25 protein-coding genes are annotated in these 23,758 nt (G+C 32.2%); 18 read left to right on the forward strand and 7 right to left on the reverse strand.

Annotated elements, in window-relative coordinates:
• Positions 1-19: 19 nt before the first annotated feature.
• Both DM397_RS07685 and folP read right to left on the reverse strand, forming a co-directional pair.
• The gene (locus tag DM397_RS07685; protein WP_111376972.1) at positions 20-652 is read right to left on the reverse strand and encodes a hypothetical protein; all 633 of its coding nucleotides are present in this window, start codon (positions 650-652) and stop codon (positions 20-22) included.
• Positions 653-808: 156 nt separating this feature from the next.
• Positions 809-1,636: a dihydropteroate synthase gene (gene folP / locus DM397_RS07690; protein ID WP_111376973.1), complete on the reverse strand. Its 828-nt coding sequence runs from the start codon at positions 1,634-1,636 to the stop codon at positions 809-811.
• 222 nt (positions 1,637-1,858) lie between these two features.
• Between folP and DM397_RS07695 the strand changes: the two genes are divergently transcribed.
• The 5 genes from DM397_RS07695 (at position 1,859) to tpiA (ending at position 6,074) form a co-directional block, all read left to right on the forward strand.
• Complete coding sequence (locus tag DM397_RS07695; protein WP_008462999.1) at positions 1,859-2,398, forward strand: DUF1599 domain-containing protein; 540 nt, start codon at positions 1,859-1,861, stop codon at positions 2,396-2,398.
• A gap of 88 nt (positions 2,399-2,486) precedes the next feature.
• Positions 2,487-3,587, forward strand: coding sequence for a BT_3928 family protein (locus tag DM397_RS07700; protein ID WP_111376974.1), 1,101 nt, complete (start codon positions 2,487-2,489; stop codon positions 3,585-3,587).
• Positions 3,588-3,742: 155 nt separating this feature from the next.
• Positions 3,743-4,408 (forward strand): YqiA/YcfP family alpha/beta fold hydrolase, encoded by a 666-nt coding sequence (locus tag DM397_RS07705; RefSeq protein WP_111376975.1) that lies wholly within the window; start codon positions 3,743-3,745, stop codon positions 4,406-4,408.
• Positions 4,409-4,732: 324 nt separating this feature from the next.
• Complete coding sequence (locus DM397_RS07710) at positions 4,733-5,230, forward strand: TlpA family protein disulfide reductase (RefSeq protein ID WP_111376976.1); 498 nt, start codon at positions 4,733-4,735, stop codon at positions 5,228-5,230.
• Positions 5,231-5,321: 91 nt separating this feature from the next.
• Positions 5,322-6,074: a triose-phosphate isomerase gene (gene tpiA, locus DM397_RS07715; protein WP_012025485.1), complete on the forward strand. Its 753-nt coding sequence runs from the start codon at positions 5,322-5,324 to the stop codon at positions 6,072-6,074.
• Positions 6,075-6,189: 115 nt separating this feature from the next.
• Here the strand turns inward: tpiA and DM397_RS07720 are convergent, their stop codons facing one another.
• Together DM397_RS07720 and DM397_RS07725 are read right to left on the reverse strand one after the other, a co-directional pair.
• Positions 6,190-8,526: a hypothetical protein gene (locus tag DM397_RS07720; RefSeq protein ID WP_111376977.1), complete on the reverse strand. Its 2,337-nt coding sequence runs from the start codon at positions 8,524-8,526 to the stop codon at positions 6,190-6,192.
• Complete coding sequence (locus DM397_RS07725; RefSeq protein WP_111377090.1) at positions 8,486-9,622, reverse strand: hypothetical protein; 1,137 nt, start codon at positions 9,620-9,622, stop codon at positions 8,486-8,488. Before DM397_RS07725 ends, DM397_RS07720 begins: the two co-directional genes overlap by 41 nt.
• 116 nt (positions 9,623-9,738) lie before the next feature.
• Here DM397_RS07725 and prmA point away from each other — a divergent pair, with 116 nt between their 5' ends.
• From prmA to DM397_RS07755, 6 genes are all read left to right on the forward strand, one after another.
• Positions 9,739-10,572, forward strand: a complete 834-nt coding sequence (prmA, locus tag DM397_RS07730) for a 50S ribosomal protein L11 methyltransferase (RefSeq protein WP_111376978.1) — start codon at positions 9,739-9,741, stop codon at positions 10,570-10,572.
• A gap of 37 nt (positions 10,573-10,609) precedes the next feature.
• Positions 10,610-10,885, forward strand: a complete 276-nt coding sequence (locus DM397_RS07735; protein WP_111376979.1) for an ATP-dependent Clp protease adaptor ClpS — start codon at positions 10,610-10,612, stop codon at positions 10,883-10,885.
• Positions 10,886-11,393: 508 nt separating this feature from the next.
• Positions 11,394-12,665 (forward strand): sterol desaturase family protein, encoded by a 1,272-nt coding sequence (locus DM397_RS07740; protein ID WP_111376980.1) that lies wholly within the window; start codon positions 11,394-11,396, stop codon positions 12,663-12,665.
• An 8-nt stretch (positions 12,666-12,673) separates the two neighbouring features.
• Positions 12,674-13,360, forward strand: a complete 687-nt coding sequence (locus DM397_RS07745) for a lysoplasmalogenase (RefSeq protein ID WP_111376981.1) — start codon at positions 12,674-12,676, stop codon at positions 13,358-13,360.
• Between the two features lie 19 nt (positions 13,361-13,379).
• The gene (locus DM397_RS07750) at positions 13,380-13,826 is read left to right on the forward strand and encodes a 2-dehydro-3-deoxyphosphooctonate aldolase (protein WP_111376982.1); all 447 of its coding nucleotides are present in this window, start codon (positions 13,380-13,382) and stop codon (positions 13,824-13,826) included.
• A gap of 19 nt (positions 13,827-13,845) precedes the next feature.
• Positions 13,846-14,193: a hypothetical protein gene (locus DM397_RS07755; protein WP_111376983.1), complete on the forward strand. Its 348-nt coding sequence runs from the start codon at positions 13,846-13,848 to the stop codon at positions 14,191-14,193.
• A gap of 15 nt (positions 14,194-14,208) precedes the next feature.
• Here DM397_RS07755 and DM397_RS07760 read toward each other — a convergent pair whose 3' ends face one another.
• The gene (locus DM397_RS07760; protein WP_111376984.1) at positions 14,209-14,526 is read right to left on the reverse strand and encodes a MerR family transcriptional regulator; all 318 of its coding nucleotides are present in this window, start codon (positions 14,524-14,526) and stop codon (positions 14,209-14,211) included.
• Between the two features lie 102 nt (positions 14,527-14,628).
• Here DM397_RS07760 and DM397_RS07765 point away from each other — a divergent pair, with 102 nt between their 5' ends.
• From DM397_RS07765 to DM397_RS07795, 7 genes are all read left to right on the forward strand, one after another.
• Complete coding sequence (locus tag DM397_RS07765) at positions 14,629-15,696, forward strand: nuclear transport factor 2 family protein (protein WP_142479059.1); 1,068 nt, start codon at positions 14,629-14,631, stop codon at positions 15,694-15,696.
• Positions 15,697-15,744: 48 nt separating this feature from the next.
• Positions 15,745-16,359 (forward strand): cysteine hydrolase, encoded by a 615-nt coding sequence (locus DM397_RS07770; RefSeq protein ID WP_239457816.1) that lies wholly within the window; start codon positions 15,745-15,747, stop codon positions 16,357-16,359.
• A gap of 290 nt (positions 16,360-16,649) precedes the next feature.
• A complete protein-coding gene (gene kdsA, locus DM397_RS07775; protein WP_111376987.1) occupies positions 16,650-17,468 on the forward strand; it encodes a 3-deoxy-8-phosphooctulonate synthase in 819 nt (272 codons plus the stop codon).
• 23 nt (positions 17,469-17,491) lie between these two features.
• The gene (locus DM397_RS07780; protein ID WP_111376988.1) at positions 17,492-18,397 is read left to right on the forward strand and encodes a hypothetical protein; all 906 of its coding nucleotides are present in this window, start codon (positions 17,492-17,494) and stop codon (positions 18,395-18,397) included.
• Between the two features lie 99 nt (positions 18,398-18,496).
• Positions 18,497-19,177 carry a YiiX family permuted papain-like enzyme gene (locus DM397_RS07785; RefSeq protein WP_111376989.1) on the forward strand — a complete coding sequence of 227 codons (681 nt, stop codon included), beginning with the start codon at positions 18,497-18,499 and terminating at the stop codon, positions 19,175-19,177.
• An 87-nt stretch (positions 19,178-19,264) separates the two neighbouring features.
• Positions 19,265-19,717: a hypothetical protein gene (locus tag DM397_RS07790; protein WP_111376990.1), complete on the forward strand. Its 453-nt coding sequence runs from the start codon at positions 19,265-19,267 to the stop codon at positions 19,715-19,717.
• 6 nt (positions 19,718-19,723) lie between these two features.
• The gene (locus DM397_RS07795; protein WP_111376991.1) at positions 19,724-20,029 is read left to right on the forward strand and encodes a hypothetical protein; all 306 of its coding nucleotides are present in this window, start codon (positions 19,724-19,726) and stop codon (positions 20,027-20,029) included.
• Between the two features lie 244 nt (positions 20,030-20,273).
• Here the strand turns inward: DM397_RS07795 and DM397_RS07800 are convergent, their stop codons facing one another.
• Positions 20,274-21,665 (reverse strand): M20/M25/M40 family metallo-hydrolase, encoded by a 1,392-nt coding sequence (locus DM397_RS07800; protein WP_111377091.1) that lies wholly within the window; start codon positions 21,663-21,665, stop codon positions 20,274-20,276.
• 165 nt (positions 21,666-21,830) lie between these two features.
• Positions 21,831-23,750, reverse strand: coding sequence for a discoidin domain-containing protein (locus tag DM397_RS07805; RefSeq protein ID WP_111376992.1), 1,920 nt, complete (start codon positions 23,748-23,750; stop codon positions 21,831-21,833).
• Positions 23,751-23,758 lie beyond the last annotated feature (8 nt).

Below are 23,758 nucleotides of genomic sequence, written 5' to 3' on the forward strand. Positions count from 1 at the left end.
TTTGTTTTTAATTATCTTACTAAAAAATAAATTCTACTGGAAGTCTATCGAGATTATAAGTTACCTCTTTCTGCAATAGAATTTTGTATTGAATGTATTCTTCATAACTCATATCCTTATCAAATAAAAACACTAAATCTGGTACTTTCTCAAACTTTATGCTATAGAAATATTTTAATATCTCTGATATTTTTATCTCCTGATTTCCCATAAAAACCTGTTGTTTTCCTTTTTTAAAGTAAACTACAAAACTTCCTTGAGCAGGTTTCTCCATTTTATAAAACACTTTCGTGAAAGGTAAAAATGCTAGATTTTTCCCAACTGAATCTGCATAAGAATAATAATTTTCAGATTCTTCATTCTGATGCATTTTCTCGTTGCGCTTTTTATCCTGCATTTTTATTACCTGTGGCATCACCAATTTCAAAGGCAAGCGTTTGTCTATATTAAAAATCCAATTGGTTGATATAATGGCACTTTTTCTATTTAAATCGGCAATTGTGTCTTTTCCATCAACTTTGAAAAAGATGTAGATTGGCGAATGATCTTGTACGTCTTTTACAATTGAAAGATTTGATTTTGGCAATAGAACGTCTTCTTTTTTTCCACAGGAAAAAAGAAGAAAAATTACAAGTATGGTGAAGTATTTCATAATTATTTATTTTTTACGCAAAGAATTGATACAACGTTTTGTCATTCCGAGGAACGAGGAATCACACTCGAAACTCGACAAAGATTGGCAACACACTTTGAGGAAATACTAGTGCGATTCCTCGTTCATCGGAATGACAAAAACAATTGTTAAATATTATTCGAAACTCATTTTATTAAACAAAGTAACACATTCTACAGCTTCTTTTACATCATGAACACGAAGAATCTTAGCGCCTTTTGTCAAAGCAATCGTATTCAAAAAAGTGGTTCCGTTTAAAGCTTCTTGCGGTGTAATATCAAGCGTTTTATAAATCATTGATTTTCTTGAAATACCAGCCAAAACAGGTAATTCCAACAAATTAAAAAGCTCCATTTTCTGCATTACTTCATAATTCTGATCGGTTGTTTTAGCAAAACCGAAACCTGGATCTAAAATCAAATCGTTGATTCCTAATGCTCTTGCTTTTTTAACTTTTTCAGAAAAATAGAAAAGCATTTCTTTAATGATATCATCGTACTGTGTCAAACTCTGCATTGTCTGCGGATTGCCTCGCATGTGCATCATAATGTAAGGAACATTATATTTGGCAATAACATCAAACATTTTTTCGTCTAATTCGCCAGCAGCAATATCGTTTATAATTGCCGCGCCGCTTTCTATACTTGCTTTTGCAACCTCAGCTCTAAAAGTATCTATTGATAATAGTGTTTTCGGAAAATGCTTTAAAATCAATTCAATTGCTGGAACAATTCGGTCGATTTCTTCTTGTTCGGTTACAAACTCAGCGCTTGGTTTACTAGAATATGCCCCAATATCAATAAAGGTCGCGCCCTCAGAAAGCATTTTATCAACTTGAGAAATAATTTCGTCTTCGTTTTTATATTTTCCTCCGTCAAAGAAAGAATTTGGAGTAACATTTAAAATTCCCATTACTTTAGGAATCGATAAATCTATAAGTTCGCCTTTACAGTTTATTGTCATTGTTTTTTTTTTATTTCAGGTTTCAGGTTTCAAGTTGACATAGATTGTGCAAGTTCCAGAACTTGAAACTTGAAACCTGAAACTTGAAACATTTTTTAGCTTCAAGTTGTTTCCGTTAACACTTTGTTTAGAAAAAACTTGAAACAAAGAAAACTTGAAACTTGAAACTCTTTAATATAATTCCTATTTTTGAAGAAATTTTAGCAAATATACAGCATATAAATGAAGAATACTTCCCAAGAATTTGATAATGTTATCGCGGTTTGCCGTACGTTGTTTATCAATAAAATGAAAGATTATGGCAGTGCGTGGAGAATTTTAAGATTGCCATCATTGACGGATCAAATTTTCATAAAAGCACAACGAATCAGAAGCTTACAAGAGAATGAGGTTCGTAAAGTAGATGAAGATGAAAAAGGGGAATTTATCGGAATCATCAATTATTCTATTATGGCTTTGATTCAGTTAGAATTGGGTGTTGTAGATCAGCCAGATCTTGACGTTGAAAAAGCAACTGAATTATATGATGCTAAAGTAAAATTGACCAAAGATTTAATGGAAGCCAAAAATCATGATTACGGAGAAGCTTGGCGCGATATGCGTGTAAGTTCTTTAACCGACTTGATTTTGCAGAAACTTCTTCGCGTTAAACAGATTGAAGATAATAAAGGAAAAACAATTGTATCTGAAGGAATTGATGCTAATTATCAGGATATGATTAATTATTCTGTTTTTGCACTGATTTTAAATCCTATAAAATAAATTGTTCATCACGAATTTCAACAATTTTCACAAATTAATTCGTGGAAATTAGTGCAATTCGTGGCAAAAAAATCCCAAATATATTCCCATGAAAAACATCATTACTCAATTCTCCCGATTATTTGTCGGTGTCCTATTTATCATTTCCGGATTAATAAAACTGAATGATCCTGTTGGTTTCTCTTATAAACTAGCTGAATATTTTAGTGAACCAGTTTTCAATATGCCGTTTTTAGAGCCATTGGCTTTAGGATTGGCTATCTTTTTAGTGATTTTAGAAGTAGTTTTGGGCGTAATGCTTTTAGTTGGCTATAAATCAAAACTAACGATTTGGGCTTTATTGCTGTTAATTGTTTTCTTTACTTTCCTTACCTTCTACTCTGCTTATTTTGATGTGGTAAAAGATTGTGGATGTTTCGGAGATGCTTTACACTTAACACCTTGGCAATCATTTACAAAAGATGTTGTTTTACTATTCTTTATCTTGATTTTATTCATTAATAAAAAATTAGTAAAACCTTTATTTTCTAAATTGGTAACCAATATTATCACTTTGGTTAGCATTATTTTATGTGTATTTATGGCGGTTTGGGTTATCAATCATAATCCTATCAAAGATTTTCGTCCGTATAAAGTGGGAACAAACATCGAGAAAGGAATGGAAATTCCAGAAGGTGCTCCAAAATCGGTTGTAGAAATGATTTTTATCTACAAAGTAAATGGTGTTGATAAAGAGTTTACAGAAAAGGATTTAATGAATATTCCTGAAGGTGCTGTATTTGTTGACAGAAAAGACAAAGTAATTTCTGAAGGTTATGTTCCTCCTATTCATGATTTCACCATGACAAAAGATGATTCTGACTACAAAGAAGAATTGTTAAAAGAACCAAAACTGTTAATCTATGTGACTTACGATTTGAATTTATCAAATCCAGAAGGAATGAAAAAATTAGCAAAAGTTACTGCTGATGCAAAAGCAAAAGGTTATAAAGTAATTGGAATGACTGCTTCTGGAGCTGAAGAAATTGCTAAAGCTAAAAAAGATTATGCTCTAAACATCGATTTCTATTTCTGCGATGGAACTGCTTTAAAAACAGTTGAAAGAGCAAATCCAAGTATTGTGGTTGTACATGACGGAACTATCGCTCAAAAAGTACATTACAATGATGTAGATGATTTGAAATTATAATATTTCAAAAAAATATAAATTTTAAGAACGCCAATTCAAATGAATTGGCGTTCTTCTTTTTGAGAAAACTCCTCCACAAAGAAGTAAGAAAAATATTAAAGTGATTATTAAGTTTATATATTTGTTAAAACCAATTAAAAAAACAAAACCTTTTTATGAGTTCACTTCAAAAAATCCTCTTTGTATTCTCCTTTATTTTTCTTTCAAACATCACATTTAGTCAAGAAAAAACTATCAATAAAGACCAACGCTACATTTTCTTTTTTCACAACAAATTTGTACAAGAAAACGATCTAAATGCAGCTCATCCTGAATATGGAAAAGCCGAATATAACGAAATATTAGAATCATTCAGAAAGGATAATTTTATTGTTTTTAGTGAAAAAAGAAAGAAAAACACAAACTCTGCTGAATATGCCCAGAAGATGGCAAAGCAAATCAAAAGTCTTATAAAGAAAGGCGTCCCTGCAAATCATATTACGGTAATTGGAACTTCGCAAGGCGGTTATATTGCTCAATACGTTTCGACTTATCTCTCCAATCCAAATCTGAATTTTGTTTTTATAGGTTGTTTTATGGACACCGATATACAACAAATCACGGATATTAATTGGTGCGGCAATATTTTGACTATTTATGAAAAATCAGATATTTACGGAGTTTCTGCCATTAAAAGAAAAGAAACTTCTAAATGCAAAATAGAGCATTTTAAAGAAATTGAACTGAACACGGGTCTAAAACATGGCTTTTTGTACAAAGCGGCAGACAATTGGATTGCTCCAAGCAAAAAATGGGCAAATGGAAATTATGACTTGAATTAAGCATTCAAAAACATAAAGTAAGTCTTCAATAATTTTGATTTTATTGAAGGCTTTTTTTGTTGAAATCTGACGTTTTTTTGATTAAAATCTTTTTCGAAAAATAAAATTTCAATCTCATTTTTAATTCTAAAAAACCTCGGCATAAAAAATATCTGATTTTTGACCTCTACTATTACGATTTCATTCCTCTTTTTCTAACCCAAAACCGCAGTTTTGTTACAAAATAAACGACTCTTCAAATTTTGTTAATCTGCAATTGGCATTCCATTTGTTTGTTTAACTTTGTGAATTCAGTACCCTAATAAAAAATAATTTTAATAAAATATGAAACAATTAGTCCTAGCCGTAATTGCATTTATTTCTTTTTCTTGCACACAAGCTCAGAAAACAGCTTTTTCTAAAGAAGCGCTATCTGAGAAATTATTAGCCACAAATGGCAAACAAGTTGCCTTCGAAAAGATTTTAAAAAAATATAAAGGAAAAACTCTAGTTATAGAAGTTTGGGCTTCTTGGTGTGGCGATTGCGTAAAAGCAATGCCAAAATTAAAAGAATTACAAGCCAATAATCCTGATGTTTCTTATTTATTCATTTCTGCTGATAAAACAGCTGACAAATGGAAAGCTGGAATAGAAAAACACGAGCTAAATAAAGGCGATCATTACATGATGAACGACGGTATGAAAGGTCTTTTCGGAAAAGCGATCGATTTAGACTGGATTCCAAGATATATCGTTGTTGACAAAACAGGAAAAATTGTTCTTTATCGTGCAATTGAAACTGACTTTGCTAAAATCGACGAAACTTTAAAAGGATTGAAATAATCTTTCAAAAACAATAACAAAGTCAAAATTCAATTGCAGTTTTGACGCCCTTCAAAAAACAAAAAATTAAAAAATAATAAAAACTACCAAAATGAGAAAATCGATTGTTGCAGGAAACTGGAAAATGCATAAAAATGCTGCACAAACTGAAGAATTATTAAATGAGTTAATTGCTAAAATTCCAGCAAAAACAAATGCACAAGTAATTGTAGCTCCAACTTTTGTAAACTTACAAGCTGCGGCTGCAAAATTAAAAAATACAACTATTGGAGTTTCTGCTCAAAACGTTCACCAAGCTGAAGGTGGAGCTTTTACAGGAGAAATTTCTGCAGATATGTTAACAAGCATTGGTGTTAATACCGTAATCTTAGGTCACTCTGAGCGTAGAGCTATTTTCCATGAAACAGATGCTTTAATCGCAAACAAAGTAGATACAGCTTTAAAACATGATATGACAGTAATCTTCTGTTTCGGAGAAGAATTAAAAGATCGTCAGTCGGGGAATCATTTCAACATTGTTGAGAACCAATTGCGCGATGGTGTTTTCCATATTGCAAAAGAATCGTGGTCTAAAATTGTTTTAGCATACGAACCAGTTTGGGCTATCGGAACGGGAGAAACTGCTTCACCAGAGCAAGCACAAGAAATGCACGAATTTATTAGAGAAACTATCCGCAAAGCTTTTGGAGCTGAAATCGCTGATGAAGTTTCTATTTTATACGGTGGTTCTGTAAAACCAGAAAACGCTAAAGAAATCTTCTCTAAACCAGACGTAGATGGTGGTTTAATTGGAGGCGCTGCTTTAAAAGCTGACGATTTCTTAGCTATTGTTACAGCGATCTAATTTTAGATTTTAGATTTTGAAATCCTTATATTAAAAAGCGTCCCGATGCATCGGGACGCTTTTTTTATATTCTCCTTTGACTTTCGGCTTTTGACCTTTGACTTTTGACCTTCGATTAATTAATAAACGATTTCAAAAGAGGGCAATTATACCTTTTAAATGTTGGCGTTGTTTTGTAAATTGAATAAAAATTCACCAGTTCCTTTCCTGCTTTAAAAGGATTTTTGGCTTCTTCTTCCTCTGTAATTAATTCTGCATAATGATCGTAATAATTGCATTCAAAAATCATCAAGCTGGCCATAGCTTTTTCGTTGCTGTTTCTAGACATCTTTAACGCTTTCCCATAATACATTTTGGCCATTTTTAAGTTGTAATAATTGCCATTTTGGTATTTCTTTTCGTTTTCTGTATTATCTCCATAAACATAATCAATGTAAGATGCTCCAGAAGTCCAGTCATAAGCGGTCATCATCCAAGAGTTTCCTAAATACGAGACATTAAAATAGGCATGAGCTAACTGTAAATTACTGTTCGCTGTATTTTGTCTTTTAAGCTGTATTAATTTGGCTATAAAATCGGTTTTATTGAAACGATAATCGAATTTACGCTCTTCTTGTTTTTGCAGAATTTTAGGCGTAAACGGATCTTCATTTAAATATGTTTTATACTCATAGTTCTTTTCCCAAAAGTCCTGGGGCATACTAGAAAAAGTCTCGTAAGCCAATTCGAGATTATTATTTCTAAAAGCAATTGTGCCTTTTAAATCTTTATAATAATTGACATTTGGCGCAATTGTGCCAGAACAAATATATTTTTCGAAAGGCGTTTTATCTGTTTTCTGTTGCAACGCCATTAAAAGATCCATATCTTTTACAGATGCATTACGGTCAAAATATCCTATGTAATTAAAGAAACTAGAATTACTATATCCTGAATATTCTCCATCATTTTTAATATCCGATTTCATCGAAAGCAAACCTGCTGTAACAATGTCGCCTTTTTTGCGAAAGTCGCTACTTGCAATTCGGTATAAACTGTATAAATTTTTAAATAATCCGTGATCGGTTTCTACTAGATTTTCGACCGAATCAAAATAAGTATAAAGCTGGTTCTGAACTTTCTCATCTTTTAAATTATCTTGTTTTAATGAGACCAATGCCAGCTGAATATTCTTCTGCATTTGTATCGAAGCATTGGCTTTATTAGAAATCAAATCAGTATATTTTTTTCCTTCTTCAACCTGATCATCAATAAAACACAATTGAGCAATTGCAGCGGTAATATAATCTTTTTGCTCGCCAGAAGTTTGTTCACGAATCGAAATCAAGTAATACTCTAATTCTCTCAGATACAGAATATCTTTATTGAAATTTTCTTCTTTTACTTTACCATAATTATACCAATCAGTATCACCAAACACTACTGATGGCGCTCCATCACTTGTATATTGAGGTGTAAAAATCCAATCTTCGAGTTTATTTACTTCTCTTCCTATCAAGAAACTCAAAAACAAACTGTTTGGACTTAATTCATAAATTTCCTGAATCGATTTTAAACCCGGTGCTGGATTTCTAAGACCTTCAATTGCTAGAATAACACTTCGTTCTTCGTCATTTTGAGCTAATGTCAAAGTCTCTTCAGTCAATTTCCAATTGTAATGCTGCAGAACGGCAAATGATTTTTCTTCACAGGAATTAAAAACTTTACTCAATAAATAATTCTGCAAAACCTTATCGTCAATACACAATGCATTGTAATACAATGCCCATGGTTTAAGGATTGTATTTGATTCGGAAGCAAAATAGGAATTGTATAATTGAATAACATCTTGCTTTTGCTGTGCATAAAAATAATAACGCAATGCTAGAAACGCGTAACGCTGTTTTAGAAATGAATCCTTAGTTGACTTTATTTTCTTTTCAAAATCAAAAGTGTCTTCCAACTGATTATGATTATCATAATTGTATTCTGTCTGATCCCAAGATTCCCATTTTGTATATTCTACATTACCATATTCCAGTTTTTTAGCCAGCAAAATATAGTTTAAAAAGGCTTTATTTTTTGACAATAACAAAGCATCAACAAAAGTATTTTTAGGAAATACATTTTTTAAACTCTTATTTTCAAAAGCCGTTTGAAATTGCTCTGAATCTGTTTCATACAAAATCTTACGAACGTCATCTGGATTAATGCTGTTTCCTAATTTCTTTTTCCATTCTAGACAATTCTTTTCCTGATCAACACTAGAAACAGTATTGGTAGCGTAATAATAATCGGCTGAATAATAGAATGGCGTCAATTTAAAGAAACCTTCGCGCTGTGCTCTAAACAAAGCTAAACGGCTAGTTTCTGGCGAAACACTCCATCCGCAGGCAAATGTAAACTGAACGCTTAAAACAAAAAGAAAACTACTAAAAACGCGCATAAAAATTGGAGATATTTTCGGTTCCATAATCGTTGATGTATTTTTTATCAAAAGAGAAAAAGGTCACTTTAGTCTCATTATCAATTTTAATTTTGTTTTTAATGATCGAAATCATCTTATCGATCTCTTCTTCTGAAATCTTTTCTACTCTAATTTGATCGCCATTTCTAAGATAGGTTTGCCCGACTAAAACATCATCTTGCAAAACATATTTATCATCTGAAATTTTCTTTACTTTGATGGTATCTTGTATCAGTCGGTCATAATCAGATAAAATGCCTTTAAACTGATTTCCTCTAAAAGCAACTGCCCAGCTGTACAATGGCAAAGCAATATCTAATTTGAGCTTGTAATCGCCGTGTGTAATATATTGCGATAATTCTTCACTTGTTCCTATAGAATTTTTAGTTTGAAAATCATCTGGTTTTGTAATGTTGTAACACATCAGCAAACCTTTATCAATTGGCGGAATTCCAGCTTTTGAAGCATATTTATATTGCCAAAGCCTGATTGTTGCCACAATTTTTGAATTTGGATATAGCTTTTTAATCTGCTTTAATAAATAGAAATAATTTTTCTGCGATTTTTCGGTCCAGTCACAGTCAATCAGAATTTCTTTAAAATCAACTTTTAATTTGTCTGATTCTGCTTTTTTTACTGAATCGTAATCTAAGGCTTTGAAATCTTTCTGTTTGTAATAATCTTTTGGATAAACGATATTATACGCATTGCTTTCTGCTTTTCTGTCATTCATCCTTTTTCCAATCTGACCAATTCGGCGTGCCATTCTAGCAGCAAGACTATCCAACTGTTTTGTATCCGATTTTAAAACTACTTCATTAGTAATAAAAATACTCGGCGTAATTTCAAGATTACTTTTATTGAGTGAAATATTCGAAATAGTTGCAACAGGCAGTGGTTCTTTAGAATACGGATTATAATCTACATCAAAAAAACGCACATACATATGTTTGATATCCATCTTCTTCACCAAAGAATCTTCAGCTTCTTGAAAATACATATCGGTTTTCCAATAACAAAAAGATCGGATAACATCATGTTCATTTTCGCAGCTTGCGGCACTTAAAACAAACAAAAGCATTATAAAAAAGATATTTTTCATAATCATAAAAAACTTACAAAATACTATTCAAAATTAGTATTAAAATTTATAACAATATGATTTATTTATGAACAACTTTTGCTTTGTATTCTTACCTTTGCAAAAATTTTTTATTTATGTCGAATATATATTTAGGATATCATTTTACAATTGAGCCAAAAGAATTGGGTTCTGAAATTTTAGTGGCTGAATTGGGCGAAAAAGCGTTTGAAAGTTTTACAGAGACTGAAAACGGAATTTCGGCTTTTGTGAAGAAGGATTTATGGGATGAAAATATTCTAGATGATATTTATATTCTACAATCTGAGGAGTTTAAAATTGAATACACCATTGAAGAAATCGATCAGGTAAACTGGAACGAGGAATGGGAAAAGAATTTTGAACCAATTGATGTTGATGGGAAATGCCATGTTCGTGCTCCTTTTCACGAAAAGACCGATGCCGAATTTGATATCGTAATCGAACCAAAAATGAGTTTTGGAACTGGACATCATGAAACCACTCACATGATGATTCAGCATTTGCTAGAAATGAATGTAAAAGGTCTGAAAACTTTGGATATGGGTTGCGGAACTGCGATTTTAGCAATTTTGGCTGAAATGAAAGGCGCTGAACCTATCGACGCTATTGATATTGATAACTGGTGTTATTTGAATTCTATCGAAAATGCTGAACGCAATAATTGCAAACATATCTCCGTTTATGAAGGCGATGCGGCTTTATTGGCAGGTAAAAAATACGATTTAATTATTGCCAACATCAACAGAAATATTTTGTTGAACGATATGCAGTCGTATGTTGATGCTTTGAACCCAAAAGGAATTATCCTTTTTAGCGGTTTCTACGAAGAAGACATTCCGTTTATCGATGCTTCTTGCGTTGAAAAAGGTTTAACTTATGTTAAAAAGCTTCAAAGAAACAACTGGGTATCTTTAAAATATGTAAATTAGATACTGATAATCAATTCAGTACAAAAACCATAACAATATGAGTACTAAAGAAAAAGTAAGAGAAAGAGTTCGCGAAAAAGAAGCCATTGCTTTTAATAACGAGATCATTGTTTACAATGATGATGTAAATACTTTTGATCACGTAATTGATACTCTTATGCGTGTTTGCAGCCACACGGCAGAACAAGCCGAGCAATGCTCTTTGATTGTACATTACAACGGGAAATGCACTGTAAAGACAGGCCCGATAGAAAAACTTAAACCTCAATGCACTCAACTTTTGGAAGCTGGTCTTAGCGCCGAAATTGTTTAATTGAGCCAATAATTTTAAAACGCATTCTTTTTTATTCTATACTAGAATTGAAGAGAATGCGTTTTTATTTGTAGTATTTCAAAATTATAAGAAATATCCTTCTTTTACTAATTCTTTTATTCTCTTTTGCAATGAATGCCCAATCAAAATTTGATGCACTTCGTGAACAGCTAATTCTCTCTTCCAGCAGAATATGATGCTATTACAGAAATTTACGGAACAGGAGAATTTGTTGTAAAGAAAAACAATAAGTATGGCATTGTAAATTCTGACAACGAAATACAATTGGAATTAAAATACGACTCATTTCAAATCATTAAAGAATCCGTACGATTTAACATAAAAAATCCAAAAACAGTAAATTTTTATCCAGTAAAATATCCTTTTGAACCTCAATAATTTGTATTTAGATTTTGAATAAATAATACATTCCTAGCTGTTTAATTGCAAATAATTCAAAATGCATTCGTTTTTATTATATATTTGAACGAAATAGAATACGCTTTTTATGGAAGAATACGGAAAGATATTGATTATTGCAATGCCTGTTTTTTTAGCTTTAATTGTTATTGAAAAAATCTACGGCATATATAAAAAGAATGATACTGCTCCATTGATAGATAGCGTATCCAGCATAAGTTCTGGCATTACCAATTCGGTTAAGGATGTTTTGGGCTTGAGTGTAACTTTTCTTTCTTATGAATGGTTGGTTTCTAAAATCGCATTGCAGCATTTAGAAGCCAATGTTCTCTCCTACTGCATTGCTTTTTTTGTAATTGATTTTTATGGCTATTGGAGCCATCGTTTGGCTCATCAGATTAATTTTCTTTGGAACAAACATGCCATACACCATAGCAGTGAAGAATTTAATCTTGCCTGTGCGCTTCGCCAGCCCATTGCAAGTTTGGTCAATTTGTTTACTTTTTTATTGATTCCCGCTGCTTTGCTAGGCGTTCCTGCTTCTGTGATTGCTATTACACTTCCAATTCATTTATTTTTACAATTTTGGTATCATACCAAGCACATCAAAAAAATGGGTTTTATAGAGCACATTTTAGTGACTCCATCGCATCATCGTGTGCATCATGCCATTAACCCAGAATATCTGGACAAAAACCATTCGCAGATTTTCATTTTTTGGGACAAGCTTTTTGGCACTTTCCAAGAAGAATTAGACGATGTGCCTCCTGTTTTCGGAATCACAAGACCTGCCAATACATGGAATCCGATTAAGATAAACTTTCAGCATTTGAGTCTATTGATAAAAGATGCGTGGCGAGCGCCAAAATGGAAAGACAAACTGACTATCTGGTTCAAACCAACAGGTTGGCGTCCTGAAAACTTTGAAGAAAAATACCCTGTAAACAAAATTGAGAATGTTTTTAATTTTGAAAAATATGGTACGCAGAATTCGCAAAAATTGATTTACTGGTCTGTTATTCAAATGCTAATAACATTATTATTTGTAAGTTACTTGTTTGAGAATATTGCCAAAATTGGTCTTCCAAATATCTTCATTTATGGCTTTTTTATTTTTATAACTATATATAGCTATACAGAACTAATGGACAAAAATAAATTTGCCGTTTTATGGGAAAGCATCCGATTGGGAATTGTAATTTGTATCATTGGCTATTATGGAGATTGGTTTGGTTTAAATCGTACAATCCCAATTAGTAACTATATTATTTTTACTTACCTGATTTTATCTTTATTAACAACACTTTATTTTGTTAATTTTGATTTTAAAACCAACCAAAACCAACATATCAATTCATAACCCCTATTATGAGAAACTCTTCCTTTTTTAAAATTTATTTAGCATTTAGTTTGGTCTACCTCATTATTCTGCTTACTGGCCACGAGCGTTTAGACCTCTTTCTCAAACCCATTCTAATACCTATTATTGGGTTTGGAGCTTATTTTTATAGGGCATTTCCGAGTCAGAACATTTTATTGGCTGCACTTACACTTTCATGGCTTGGAGATGTCACACTGCTTTTTACAGACCTTGGAGAAATTTACTTTATTTTAGGTCTTGTATTCTTTTTGACAGCACACATAATTTACTGCATTCTTTTTAATAAGCAGAAAAGAATTAGAAAAAAACAGAACAAACCTCTTTTTATATTCGGCAGTGTCTTGATTGCATTTTACTTAATTGGAATGGTTTCTTTTTTAATGCCGCATTTAGGAGAACTTGAAATTCCGGTTTCTATTTATGCTTCAGTTATTTCAATCATGCTTTTATTTGCATTGAACGGATTTTTGGTTTGGGAAAAACCAGGAAATCAGTTTGTTTTTTTAGGAGCAATTTTCTTTATTATTTCTGATAGCATTCTGGCTCTAAATAAATTTTATGCTCCAATCCCTAAAAGTTCTTTTTTTATTATGCTGACTTATCTTCTGGCACAATATCTGATTGTAGTTGGTATCTTAAGGCTAAATCCAAAAAAAGTAGAGCAAACAGTTTAATTGTCCAATAACCTCAACCATGAAAAAAATAGCTCTTTTAATTGTTTTATTTATTAGTGTTACTTCTTGCGTAAGTACAAAATCGACTTTAAAAAATGTAGATGACAATGCGCCAGATTTGATTTTGAAAAAGGATAATACTTTTTCTATAACACAGTTTGCCAAAGACAAAAAATACGGTTACGATCCCGATTATCCTATTAATATATTTTATCAGAACACCAATAATGAAACGTTAAATGAAATTCGTTTCTTAAATGCTTTAGCTGGTCCGAATGGCGAAAAAATAACGTATTCTAGATTAGAAACCTGCTGCCCATTCCCTACTAAACGAAGCAATATGGGTGCTGGATTCCTAAATGTTTATGAACTGAAATGGGAAGGTCAAAAAAAGCCCGTTAAGCTTTATTTAAACATTTATGAAAAAGGAGTTTTAATGGTTCCTGTAGGATTGAGGTTGAAATAAATAGGCTCAGATTAGGATTATGCTTAATTTATTGCCATTGCTGCTCATTATTTTACCCGTATTATCACAATTAATATTAGGTACCTTTTCTGTATATAAACCCACGTCATTAAAATTCAACCGTATTTCCTGGATTAATTTTATTCTACAAATTGCACTTTCCTTTGCGGCTTTTAATATTGCAGATTATAATTTTTCAAAACAATATGAACAATATCCAAATCCTGTAAGATGTGGAATGCCTCTTTTAGGCATTGCTATGGCTTCTTTCTTTTTACTTTTCATACTGATTTTGATTATTGTGATACAATTTTTGATCAAAAGATGGAGAGAAAATAGATCGAAAAGACAGATTAGTCAAAACTAAAAAGCAGTACAGCGATTATTTTTTTTGCAATTTGCTTAAAGTTTCTTCAATCATTTCCATACGTTTCTTCACCTTTTCTGCAGAAGCATCTAGGGTATAGCCTTCATCTGTAAGCTCTTTTATTAGGAGCATTTTTTTTATATTTTCATAATTATACCTACGGTTCTTACCCTCTTCTTCGGTAAGACTTGATATAATTCCTTTATCTTCCCAATAACGAATTTGACGTGTTGGAATACCTGTAATCTGCGATACTTCTCCAATACCAACTACCAATTTATCTAAAAAATCAAAATCAAATGACAAGTCTTTATTTGCTTTTGCTTTACCCATTTTGTAAATTATTTGCAATTAATGTTGCAAATATAAAATAACAGTCCTTAATTTGCAATTGTAAATTATTTACAATTATTGACAATTAAAAACAATTTAGGAATGAAAAATACAATTTTAATTTTTACAGTATTAATAACTTTTTCAACATCTGCTATGATAGCAAAAGCCCATAATTCTAAAACATATACCATGGAAAAAGTATCTTACCATGAGGCAAAATCTCATTTAAATGCTTTCAGAGAAGTGATAACAATTCCTTCTGATTATTATTTTAAATCAGTAAAAAGAATAAAAGCAGATAATACTCCCGCCTTTTTATTTCGTTTTGAAAAACCTGAAAATAACGATACAGAAGAACATTTCTCATTTGTTATTTCAGAAAAAGACAAGCAGATTTTAGGATTTACCATAATGGATCAAAAATATTCTAATTCAAAAATAGTTTCAAAAAAAGATGCAGAAAAAACAGCTAAAGACTTTTTATTGAAGTTGGATAATTCCTTAGCTGGTGAATTAAAAAATCTGTGGATTGAAAGACATGATGAAAAAGTGACAATAAATAAAACTGAAACCATTGTCAGCGGAATGAAATATAAATGCTACAATGCTTCTCGCCAAGATTATGTCTGGGTTATAGTTGGTTTTGATAATTCTGTCATTACATTCGAACGTAATATAAAGTGGGATAATAACAAACACGAGCGTATTACTGAAAAATGGCTTCACGATAACTGGATCAAAGTAAATGTTTTAGATTCCAATTCTGAAAAAGAGATCTTAAAAAAAATGGTTGAAGAAACTTTTGCAAATGGGGCATTAAACAAATTGGACACTAAAGAAATGGCTAGAGGTTTTCATCCTGATTTTGCAATAGTTATCGCAAAAGAAAATGATCTTTTTCGTCTTCCTTTAAAAACCTGGATAAAAGTTGTCGAAGATTATAAAAATTCTCCTGACAAAAGAAATTCTGGCATTAGAAATTTGGAATATACTATTGAAATTCTAGACATTACAAAAAACATAGCTTCTGTAAAAATAGAATTTTATAGAGATCAGAAATTAATCATAACAGATTACCTTTCTTATATAAAATACCCAGATGGATGGAAAGCCGTTGCTAAGATATCAAACGAGCACATTACAAACCCACTTCAGCTTAATTTATAATCAATCATTATGAGAATATTATTTTTATTAATTCTAACTATTCTAAACATGAATACAATTGAATCGCAAACAAAAGAGAAAGCCGCTCTTATTTTAATAGAAACTCAAAACGAATGGATGCATGAAAGTGGCAAATTGCGAAAATTATTAATAGCTGACGAGCAAATGATGTTAAATTCAATCACAAACATTGAAAAGCTTCTTACCTATTCACGTAAAAACAACATCGAAGTCATTCATGTTGGATTACGCTTTGAAAAAGGTTATCCTGAACTAGCAAATGGCAAAAGCGGATTACGAAAAGCTATTCCAAAGGCTGGAACATTTCCGATTAATGAATTTGGTTCTCAATTTTATGAAAGTGTAAAACCTATTCAAGGCGAATTCATTGTAACTGGACGTACTGGTGCAAGTGGATTTACGGGCTCTAATCTAGATGTTTATCTTCGTAACAATAAAATTGAAAATCTTTACATTGTAGGTTATGCAACTCATGTTTGTGTAGAAAGCACTTTAAGAGATGCACATGAAAGAAGTTATAATACTTATGTCATTTCGGATGCTACTTCGGCCTTTAATAAAACCCAACAGGAATATTTTTTAAATGAAATTGTTCATCATTTTGGAGAACATTTGACCACCCAAAATTTTCTTAATAATTAAAAACATATTAATTCTACTAAATTTCTGCCCTGTTAGCAATTCCAAAAAAGATAAGTCTAAAAAGACAATTAAACTGCAAAACTCTAAAAACATGATAAATGTCATCTATTAGTTCCTTTTCATGCTTTAATATTGCCTCGGAAAAAGCATTTAATCATTCTAAAGAAATTTTAGCAATTCGTTAATTTTACTAAGCTACAGGTCAGTTATTAGAGTTCTTAAAATAATCTTAAATCTTCATCTGCTATTCATAAATCATAACTACCTTTGCATTGCAAAAAAATAATTTTATGAACTTACAACATATTCCACAAATTAAGCATACTGACAGCGGAAATTTCTTTTTATTAGCAGGGCCTTGCGCTATTGAAGGAGAGGAAATGGCTCTTAGAATTGCTGAAAAACTAGTTGGTATTACCGACAATCTTCAGATTCCTTATGTATTTAAAGGATCTTTTAAAAAAGCAAACCGTTCTAGAATTGACAGTTTTTCTGGAATTGGTGACGAAAAAGCATTAAAAATCTTAAGAAAAGTTTCTGAAACTTTCCACGTTCCAACAGTAACAGATATTCATACCAATGAAGATGCTGATATGGCAGCACAATATGTAGATGTATTACAAATTCCTGCTTTCTTGGTTCGCCAGACTGATCTTGTAGTAGCAGCTGCCAACACAGGAAAAACAGTAAACTTGAAAAAAGGACAATTTATGAGTCCAGAAAGCATGAAACATGCTGTTCAGAAAGTTTTAGACTGTAATAACGAAAATGTTATGGTTACAGATCGTGGTACAATGTTTGGCTACCAAGACATGATTGTTGATTTTAGAGGAATTCCTACTATGCAGCAATATGCTTCTACAGTTCTAGACGTAACGCACTCTCTTCAACAGCCAAATCAAACTGCTGGAGTTACAGGTGGAAGACCTGACATGATCGAAACAGTAGCAAAAGCTGGTATTGCAGTTGGTGTTGATGGCATTTTTATTGAAACACATTTTGATCCTGCAAATGCAAAAAGTGATGGTGCTAATATGCTTCATTTAGACTATTTTGAAGGTTTAATGAACAAGTTGGTAGCCATCAGAAAAACTGTAAACGCCTTTTAATAATTTTATAATACTTAAGTTCTTTGAAAACAAAAATTTTATTTTTCTTACTGACTTGTGTTTCTTTAAACACATTTGCTCAGGAAGAAATACCAGTACAAAAATATGCCGCACACAACAAAGGTAAATTCTTTGTAATGTGGGGCGGTAATAGAGAAAGCTACTCAAAATCTGATGTAAACTTTAGAGGTAAAGATTACAATTTTACTGTTGAGAATATGTCTGCTCATGACAAACCAAAAGGATGGCACGTAGACTATGTTAATCCTGTAAATATGACTATTCCTCAAACTAATTTGAGATTAGGATATTTTTTCAGTGATCATTATAGTGTTACAATTGGTGTTGACCATATGAAATATGTAATGGCACAAAATCAAATTGCAAATGTTACCGGAAACATCAATTTGCCTTCAGATGATCCTGCATCAATTTACAATGGTAATTACAACAATACTCCTGTCGATATGTCTCAAGGAGGAGCCAAAGAAGGTGGTTACGGCAATGGTGAAATAAATGTAAACGGTCCAGCTTTTTTAATGTACGAACATACAGATGGATTAAACTACATTAATACTGAAGTTGCCAGATTTGATGATGTTTCTAAATGGTTTGGATTGCCAAATATTGACAAAGTTCAGATTAACTTAACTGAAGGTATTGGAGCTGGTGTTTTATATCCAAAAACTAATACTACAATTTTAGGTAAAGAGCGCCATGATGATTTTCATGTTTCTGGTTATGGGGTTTCTGCAAAAGCTGGTTTAAATATTACCTTTTTTAAACATTTCTATGTTCAAGGAGAGTTAAAAGGTGGTTATATCAACATGCAGGATATTAAAACTACTACAAGTCCTGAAGATAAAGCTTCTCAGCACTTTACTTATTTCCAACGAATTATTGCAGTTGGAGGTATTTTTAGAATCTAATATTTCGCAAAATATATTTAGAAAATAGCTGTCATTTTATTTGGCAGCTATTTTTTTTATCATTTACTTTGCAACTCAAAGTACTTTAAACTATACTTTATGAAAATCAAAAAATATCTATTCCCGATCATTACTTTTATCATAAGCTTTGGCTGTGCCTTGTTTGTTGCTATAAAAGTTTTTCCAAATAATACATTTACAGGAAACAAAGAAGAAAAAGAAAAAACAACAGTGAGCAAGTTTAAAGATGGCGATCTTATTTTTCAAACTTCGGAATCTAAACAATGCGAAGCCGTTCGAATTGCAACAAACTCTAAATTCTCACATTGTGGCATTATTTACGATATTAACGGAAATTGGTTTGTTTTTGAAGCCGTTCAGCCGGTAAAACTTACTCCACTTGAAGACTGGATCAAACACGGAAAAGATAGCAAATATCTCGTAAAAAGATTAAAAGACGATAGTGTTTTAAATCCGGAGGTTTTACAAAAAATGAAAGATTATAGCCAGCAATTCGACGGTAAAGAATATGATGCTTATTTTGAATGGACTGACAACAGAATATATTGCTCTGAATTGATTTGGAAGATTTACAAAAATGCCGCAGGAATCGAATTGTCTAAGCTTAGAGAATTGAAAGATTTTAATTTGCAAGATCCAAGAGTTCAGAAAATACTAAAAGAGCGTTACGGTAACGATATTCCGTTAGAGGAAAAAGTCGTTACTCCTTCTGATATTGCCGAATCTAATATATTAAAAACAGTAGTAGACACTTATTAATATCTTAAAAAGCTAGTCTTAATTCATTCTAGCTTTTTTATTTGCTAATCAACTTTGAAATTCAAAGAACTTTTAAACTAATACCTTATGAGAGATTATTTGATTGAAAAACTGTATGAATGTTCTAAAAAACCGTATCAAAAATATTTTAAAAAGAATGAACCTTGGGACATCAACAAGACTCACTTAATGAGCTATCCTGAAGAAAGTCTAGGATTTGGCTTGGGAAGTTTTCTTTACAAAAACCATTTTGATATTCAGGAAAAACTAGAAGATCACGACATTATTCATGTTTTGACCAATACTGGAGTTTCAGTTTATGAAGAAATCGGTATGCAATATTATTTACTCGGAAACGGAAAGAAAAGCTTGTATCTGTTTATGGTAATAGCAACTGGAACTATTTTTTACCCAAAACGAATGAGCTACTTCATTCAGCAATTTAAAAGAGGAAAAAAGGCAAATGCTTTTCATTATCTCGATTTTTCAAAAATGCTTTTTATGCCAATTCAAACTATTCAGCAAACTTTTAATATTTAAAAAATAATGAAAACAATACACAAAAAACCTTTTCAAGAAAAGCAATCTATAGAATTGGCGGTTGGCACATTTACAATTAGTACAATACTGTTTATGCTTTATATTATTTCAAATGAAAGTCCAAATGTTTTGGTAATTGCGTGGCCATTTGCTTTAGCGGCTATTGTAGTCAATTTGATTATGTTTTTTCATTTAGCCGAAAAGTTTATTCATTTACCTCAACAACGAAAAGACATTGGTTTTAAAATCATATTGTTGCTTTCTAACATTCCAATCACCTTTTTGTATTATCTGGTTGTAATGAGATCTTGATCTTTAAAATCATATTCATAAAAAACACTACCATAAACCCCAGAGGGGTAAAATATTTATAGAATTTCAATAAGAAAATGAAAAAAGCTCCAGCGGAGCGACATATAGTTTAATATGTCGCTCCGCTGGAACTTTATATTTGGAAACATTTTTTCCTTTTCTATAAATATGCAGCTTCTCCGAAGCTTACAAAAAAAGAGCTATCCTTTTGAGACAACCCTTTTCGATTTATTATTTTTGAAACTTAATTTGCCTTTTTAGTTTCGATTCCGTTTTGGTCTAACAAATACATTAATGAAGTCATTGTTGCAGCACCAAGCTCTAATTCTCTTTTATTGATAGCATCAAATTTATCATTTGCAGCGTGGTGGTAATCAAAATAACGCTGAGAATCTGGTTTCAAACCTGCTTTAACAATAGCTTGTGAGGTTAAATGATTAATATCTGAACCTGCGTGGCCAATTGTAAAACTGTGCACTAAATAAGGCTCAAAAAGATCTTTATAACCTTGTATCTTTTTCAAATTAACGTCGTCAGCTTCAATTGAAAATCCTCTTGGAGAAAATCCGCCTGAATCACTTTCCAATGCAAAAATATGATTCTCTTTATTTTGTTTTGAAACTTCTTCATATTTAGCACCACCTTTTCCGCCATTTTCTTCATTCATAAACAACACAACACGAATCGTATTTTTAGGCTTGTAATTCAAGTTTTTCAAAATACGAATTACTTCCATACTCTGCACTACTCCCGCTCCATCATCGTGAGAACCATCTGCTAAATCCCAAGAATCTAAATGCCCACCAACAACCATAATGTTTTCTGGAGTTACAGTTCCAGTCAATTCACCAATTACGTTATAAGACAATGCATCTGGTAAAGTCTCGCAAGATTGTTTAAAATAAAATTTCAAAGCTGGATTTGCTTTTAAAGATTTACTCAACAATTCAGCTCCATTTGTGCTAATTGCAGCTGTTGGAATATATTGTGCTTTTGGCAAATCTCCATAACTTTGAGCTCCTGTATGAGGGAAATCGTCTAAACGTAAATTCATAGAACGAACAATTGTTCCTACTGCTCCCAATTTTGCAGCTTCTTTTGCTCCTGCATATCTTTGATCAACACAAGCTCCGTAAGAAGTAAAGGTTTCAATATTTTCAGGATTCATTGGTCTGTTATAGAAAACAATTTTACCTTTTACTTTATCAGCTCCAAGTTCATTCAACTCTTTTATTCCCTGAACCTCAATTATTTCTGCTGTAAGACCCGTTTTTGGAGTTGCAACTGAACCTCCCAATGCACAAATCGGCACTGTAGTTTTTACTTTTCCATTAAGAATGTATGCAGTTTCTTTTTCGCCACGAACCCAGTGTGGCACCATAACTTCTTGTAAATAAACTTTATCAAGCCCTAAACTTTCTAATTGGCTTTTAGTGTACTCAACTGCTTGTTCTGCACCTTTAGATCCAGACAAACGAGCGCCAATATCATTTGACAGATATTCTAGCCAAGTGTAGCATTTTGCTTCGGTTAAAGCTTTTTTGTAAAATAATTTAATGTTTTTTTCATCATTTGTCTGAGCAAAAGATGTCAATCCGTTTAAAACTAAAGCAGTTAAAAGAATCGTTTTTTTCATAGTTTCTGTAGTAATTTGGAGTTTAGTATACCGATGGTACATTCACAAAGGAACAAAATTATCGACATTTCTGAAGTTTTTTTCTCAACCTTTTCTCAAAAAAAAACTCCAATTGCAAATTTTTCAATTTCCAATCGGAGCTTTTACATATTCTATAAATAAAGATTATTTTACTTCGATAATCTTATTTTTTGTTCCAATGCCATTTTCATTAAAAGGTTCTATTGTAAAATAGTATTTTGTGCCTTTATCTAAGCCTCTAAAATCGTACGTATTATCACCATACACCATAATGCTATTGTACAATTTGTCAGGAGCAATTCCGTAATAAATGTTATACCCAATTGCATCTGACTGTTTTTTCCATGAAATCATGGCGTTTCTAGAATCTGCTTTGTTTCTGTCTACTTTAAAAGAAGTAACAGATTTTGGTTTTGCAGCCAATCCATTTCCAAAAACTCTAAAATCAGAAATCGCAAACAAACCTGATGCATTGTGAATGTTCTCCATTTTAATGTAACGTGCTTTTATCGATTTTGAAAGCTCTACATAATCATGCGGTGCATCTTTATCATTTTTAGATTTATCAACAACCAAAGTCCAATTTTGAGCATCATCAGACATGAATATTTTATATTGGTAATAAATATCCATTGCTTTATTAAACTGTGTCGCTTTATGATCTGCATAATTTATCTGCAAAGCATTTATTTCCATTTGACGTCCTAAATCCATTTGAAGCCATTCGCCTGGATTATTTGTTTTTGCAGACCAATAGGTTTGAATGTTTTCATCTGTCAGATTTTCTGGTCCGTAACAGAATTTCTCATACACTTTTTTACCTCCATGATCCATTCTGTGGGTTTCCACTTCCATACATTCCTCAGAAGAAGAAACCGTTACAGGCTTTTTATATGAAAGCAACATCCATCCAGATGAAGCGCCTCTTGTTTGGTCACGTTCACTTGTTGGCAATACAATTGGAAAATCTCCATAAGCTGTAATAGAATACATTACATCATCTTTATCAAATCCGGCAGGAAACATATCTATACGACGCTCAAAACGGTCTTTTATTGAAATTTTACACGTTCCAGTATTCCAATAATTTCCATAATTATCAGCAAAAGTATTTCCGTGTCCTGCTCCAATTACAAATCCGCCTGGTTTATAAGACATCGGATTGTGTTTCTGATACGTAAATGGCCCTAACGGATTATCGCCAACATGAACACCGTTTGCGTAGCCTTTAAACTCGGTCGCAGGCGCCCCGTATTGCATATAATATTTTCCATTGTGTTTTGTCATCCAAGCCCCTTCAATAAAATTTCCCCATGGCGCTGGTTCCATATCATTGTTTGGTCCAAAACGCTCCCATCCGTGAGCCGAAGGATCTAAAATAGCTGCTTCTTTAATTTGTCCATAAGGTTTTTGAATATCCTCTACCTCTGTTGCTTTGTATAAAGTCGCATAATCAGCCTGATTTCCTTTTGGAAGCCAAGTTTTATAATCAACCTCAACACCTACAAGTGGTAGTTTTCCGCTTGAACCATAGTACATATATACTTTTTTATCGTCATCTTGAAAAATCGCTGGATCCCAAGTTGGCAGCATTGCTTTGTCTACGTGACGCGTCCATCTTCCTGATTTTGGATCTGCCGTTTTCCAAATAGGATGATCTCTCTTCCAAGTTGAACCAACATAAAATAAAGTGTCATTTACAACCCAAGCAGCTGGAGCACATTGGTCATCATCGCCTGGCTGTCTTTGAAAACTTCCGTAAACGAAATTCCAATCTGACATATCTTTACTCCAAAAGAAACCTGCCTGATTGGTGGCAAATAAATAATATTCGCCTTTATAAGTAATAATTACAGGATCGGCGCTTGAACGGCGTGATTCTGGAATTCCATTGTGATTATGAGTCGTAAAATTGTAACCAATATTTATTGGATTACAATAAGTCGTTGCAGGTCTGCTCGGGTCAAACCATTCTGTTTTACCAGAATTTTGCGCCAAAAGACTGTTTCCGAAAAGCATCGAAAGCAATACAATAGGCGTTAGTTTTTTATATAATTTCTTCATGGTTAGAT

This window comes from Flavobacterium nitrogenifigens (genome assembly GCF_003254565.1).
Taxonomy (GTDB): Bacteria; Bacteroidota; Bacteroidia; order Flavobacteriales; family Flavobacteriaceae; genus Flavobacterium; species Flavobacterium nitrogenifigens.

Excerpts from the sequence above, each read along its gene's own strand:
- DM397_RS07685 (WP_111376972.1), bottom strand. The coding sequence starts at position 652 with ATGAAATACTTCACCATACTTGTAATTTTTCTTCTTTTTTCCTGTGGA.
- folP (WP_111376973.1), bottom strand. The coding sequence starts at position 1,636 with ATGACAATAAACTGTAAAGGCGAACTTATAGATTTATCGATTCCTAAA.
- DM397_RS07695 (WP_008462999.1), top strand. The coding sequence starts at position 1,859 with ATGAAGAATACTTCCCAAGAATTTGATAATGTTATCGCGGTTTGCCGT.
- DM397_RS07700 (WP_111376974.1), top strand. The coding sequence starts at position 2,487 with ATGAAAAACATCATTACTCAATTCTCCCGATTATTTGTCGGTGTCCTA.
- DM397_RS07705 (WP_111376975.1), top strand. The coding sequence starts at position 3,743 with ATGAGTTCACTTCAAAAAATCCTCTTTGTATTCTCCTTTATTTTTCTT.
- DM397_RS07710 (WP_111376976.1), top strand. The coding sequence starts at position 4,733 with ATGAAACAATTAGTCCTAGCCGTAATTGCATTTATTTCTTTTTCTTGC.
- tpiA (WP_012025485.1), top strand. The coding sequence starts at position 5,322 with ATGAGAAAATCGATTGTTGCAGGAAACTGGAAAATGCATAAAAATGCT.
- DM397_RS07720 (WP_111376977.1), bottom strand. The coding sequence starts at position 8,526 with ATGGAACCGAAAATATCTCCAATTTTTATGCGCGTTTTTAGTAGTTTT.
- DM397_RS07725 (WP_111377090.1), bottom strand. The coding sequence starts at position 9,622 with ATGAAAAATATCTTTTTTATAATGCTTTTGTTTGTTTTAAGTGCCGCA.
- prmA (WP_111376978.1), top strand. The coding sequence starts at position 9,739 with ATGTCGAATATATATTTAGGATATCATTTTACAATTGAGCCAAAAGAA.
- DM397_RS07735 (WP_111376979.1), top strand. The coding sequence starts at position 10,610 with ATGAGTACTAAAGAAAAAGTAAGAGAAAGAGTTCGCGAAAAAGAAGCC.
- DM397_RS07740 (WP_111376980.1), top strand. The coding sequence starts at position 11,394 with ATGGAAGAATACGGAAAGATATTGATTATTGCAATGCCTGTTTTTTTA.
- DM397_RS07745 (WP_111376981.1), top strand. The coding sequence starts at position 12,674 with ATGAGAAACTCTTCCTTTTTTAAAATTTATTTAGCATTTAGTTTGGTC.
- DM397_RS07750 (WP_111376982.1), top strand. The coding sequence starts at position 13,380 with ATGAAAAAAATAGCTCTTTTAATTGTTTTATTTATTAGTGTTACTTCT.
- DM397_RS07755 (WP_111376983.1), top strand. The coding sequence starts at position 13,846 with ATGCTTAATTTATTGCCATTGCTGCTCATTATTTTACCCGTATTATCA.
- DM397_RS07760 (WP_111376984.1), bottom strand. The coding sequence starts at position 14,526 with ATGGGTAAAGCAAAAGCAAATAAAGACTTGTCATTTGATTTTGATTTT.
- DM397_RS07765 (WP_142479059.1), top strand. The coding sequence starts at position 14,629 with ATGAAAAATACAATTTTAATTTTTACAGTATTAATAACTTTTTCAACA.
- DM397_RS07770 (WP_239457816.1), top strand. The coding sequence starts at position 15,745 with ATGAATACAATTGAATCGCAAACAAAAGAGAAAGCCGCTCTTATTTTA.
- kdsA (WP_111376987.1), top strand. The coding sequence starts at position 16,650 with ATGAACTTACAACATATTCCACAAATTAAGCATACTGACAGCGGAAAT.
- DM397_RS07785 (WP_111376989.1), top strand. The coding sequence starts at position 18,497 with ATGAAAATCAAAAAATATCTATTCCCGATCATTACTTTTATCATAAGC.
- DM397_RS07790 (WP_111376990.1), top strand. The coding sequence starts at position 19,265 with ATGAGAGATTATTTGATTGAAAAACTGTATGAATGTTCTAAAAAACCG.
- DM397_RS07795 (WP_111376991.1), top strand. The coding sequence starts at position 19,724 with ATGAAAACAATACACAAAAAACCTTTTCAAGAAAAGCAATCTATAGAA.
- DM397_RS07800 (WP_111377091.1), bottom strand. The coding sequence starts at position 21,665 with ATGAAAAAAACGATTCTTTTAACTGCTTTAGTTTTAAACGGATTGACA.
- DM397_RS07805 (WP_111376992.1), bottom strand. The coding sequence starts at position 23,750 with ATGAAGAAATTATATAAAAAACTAACGCCTATTGTATTGCTTTCGATG.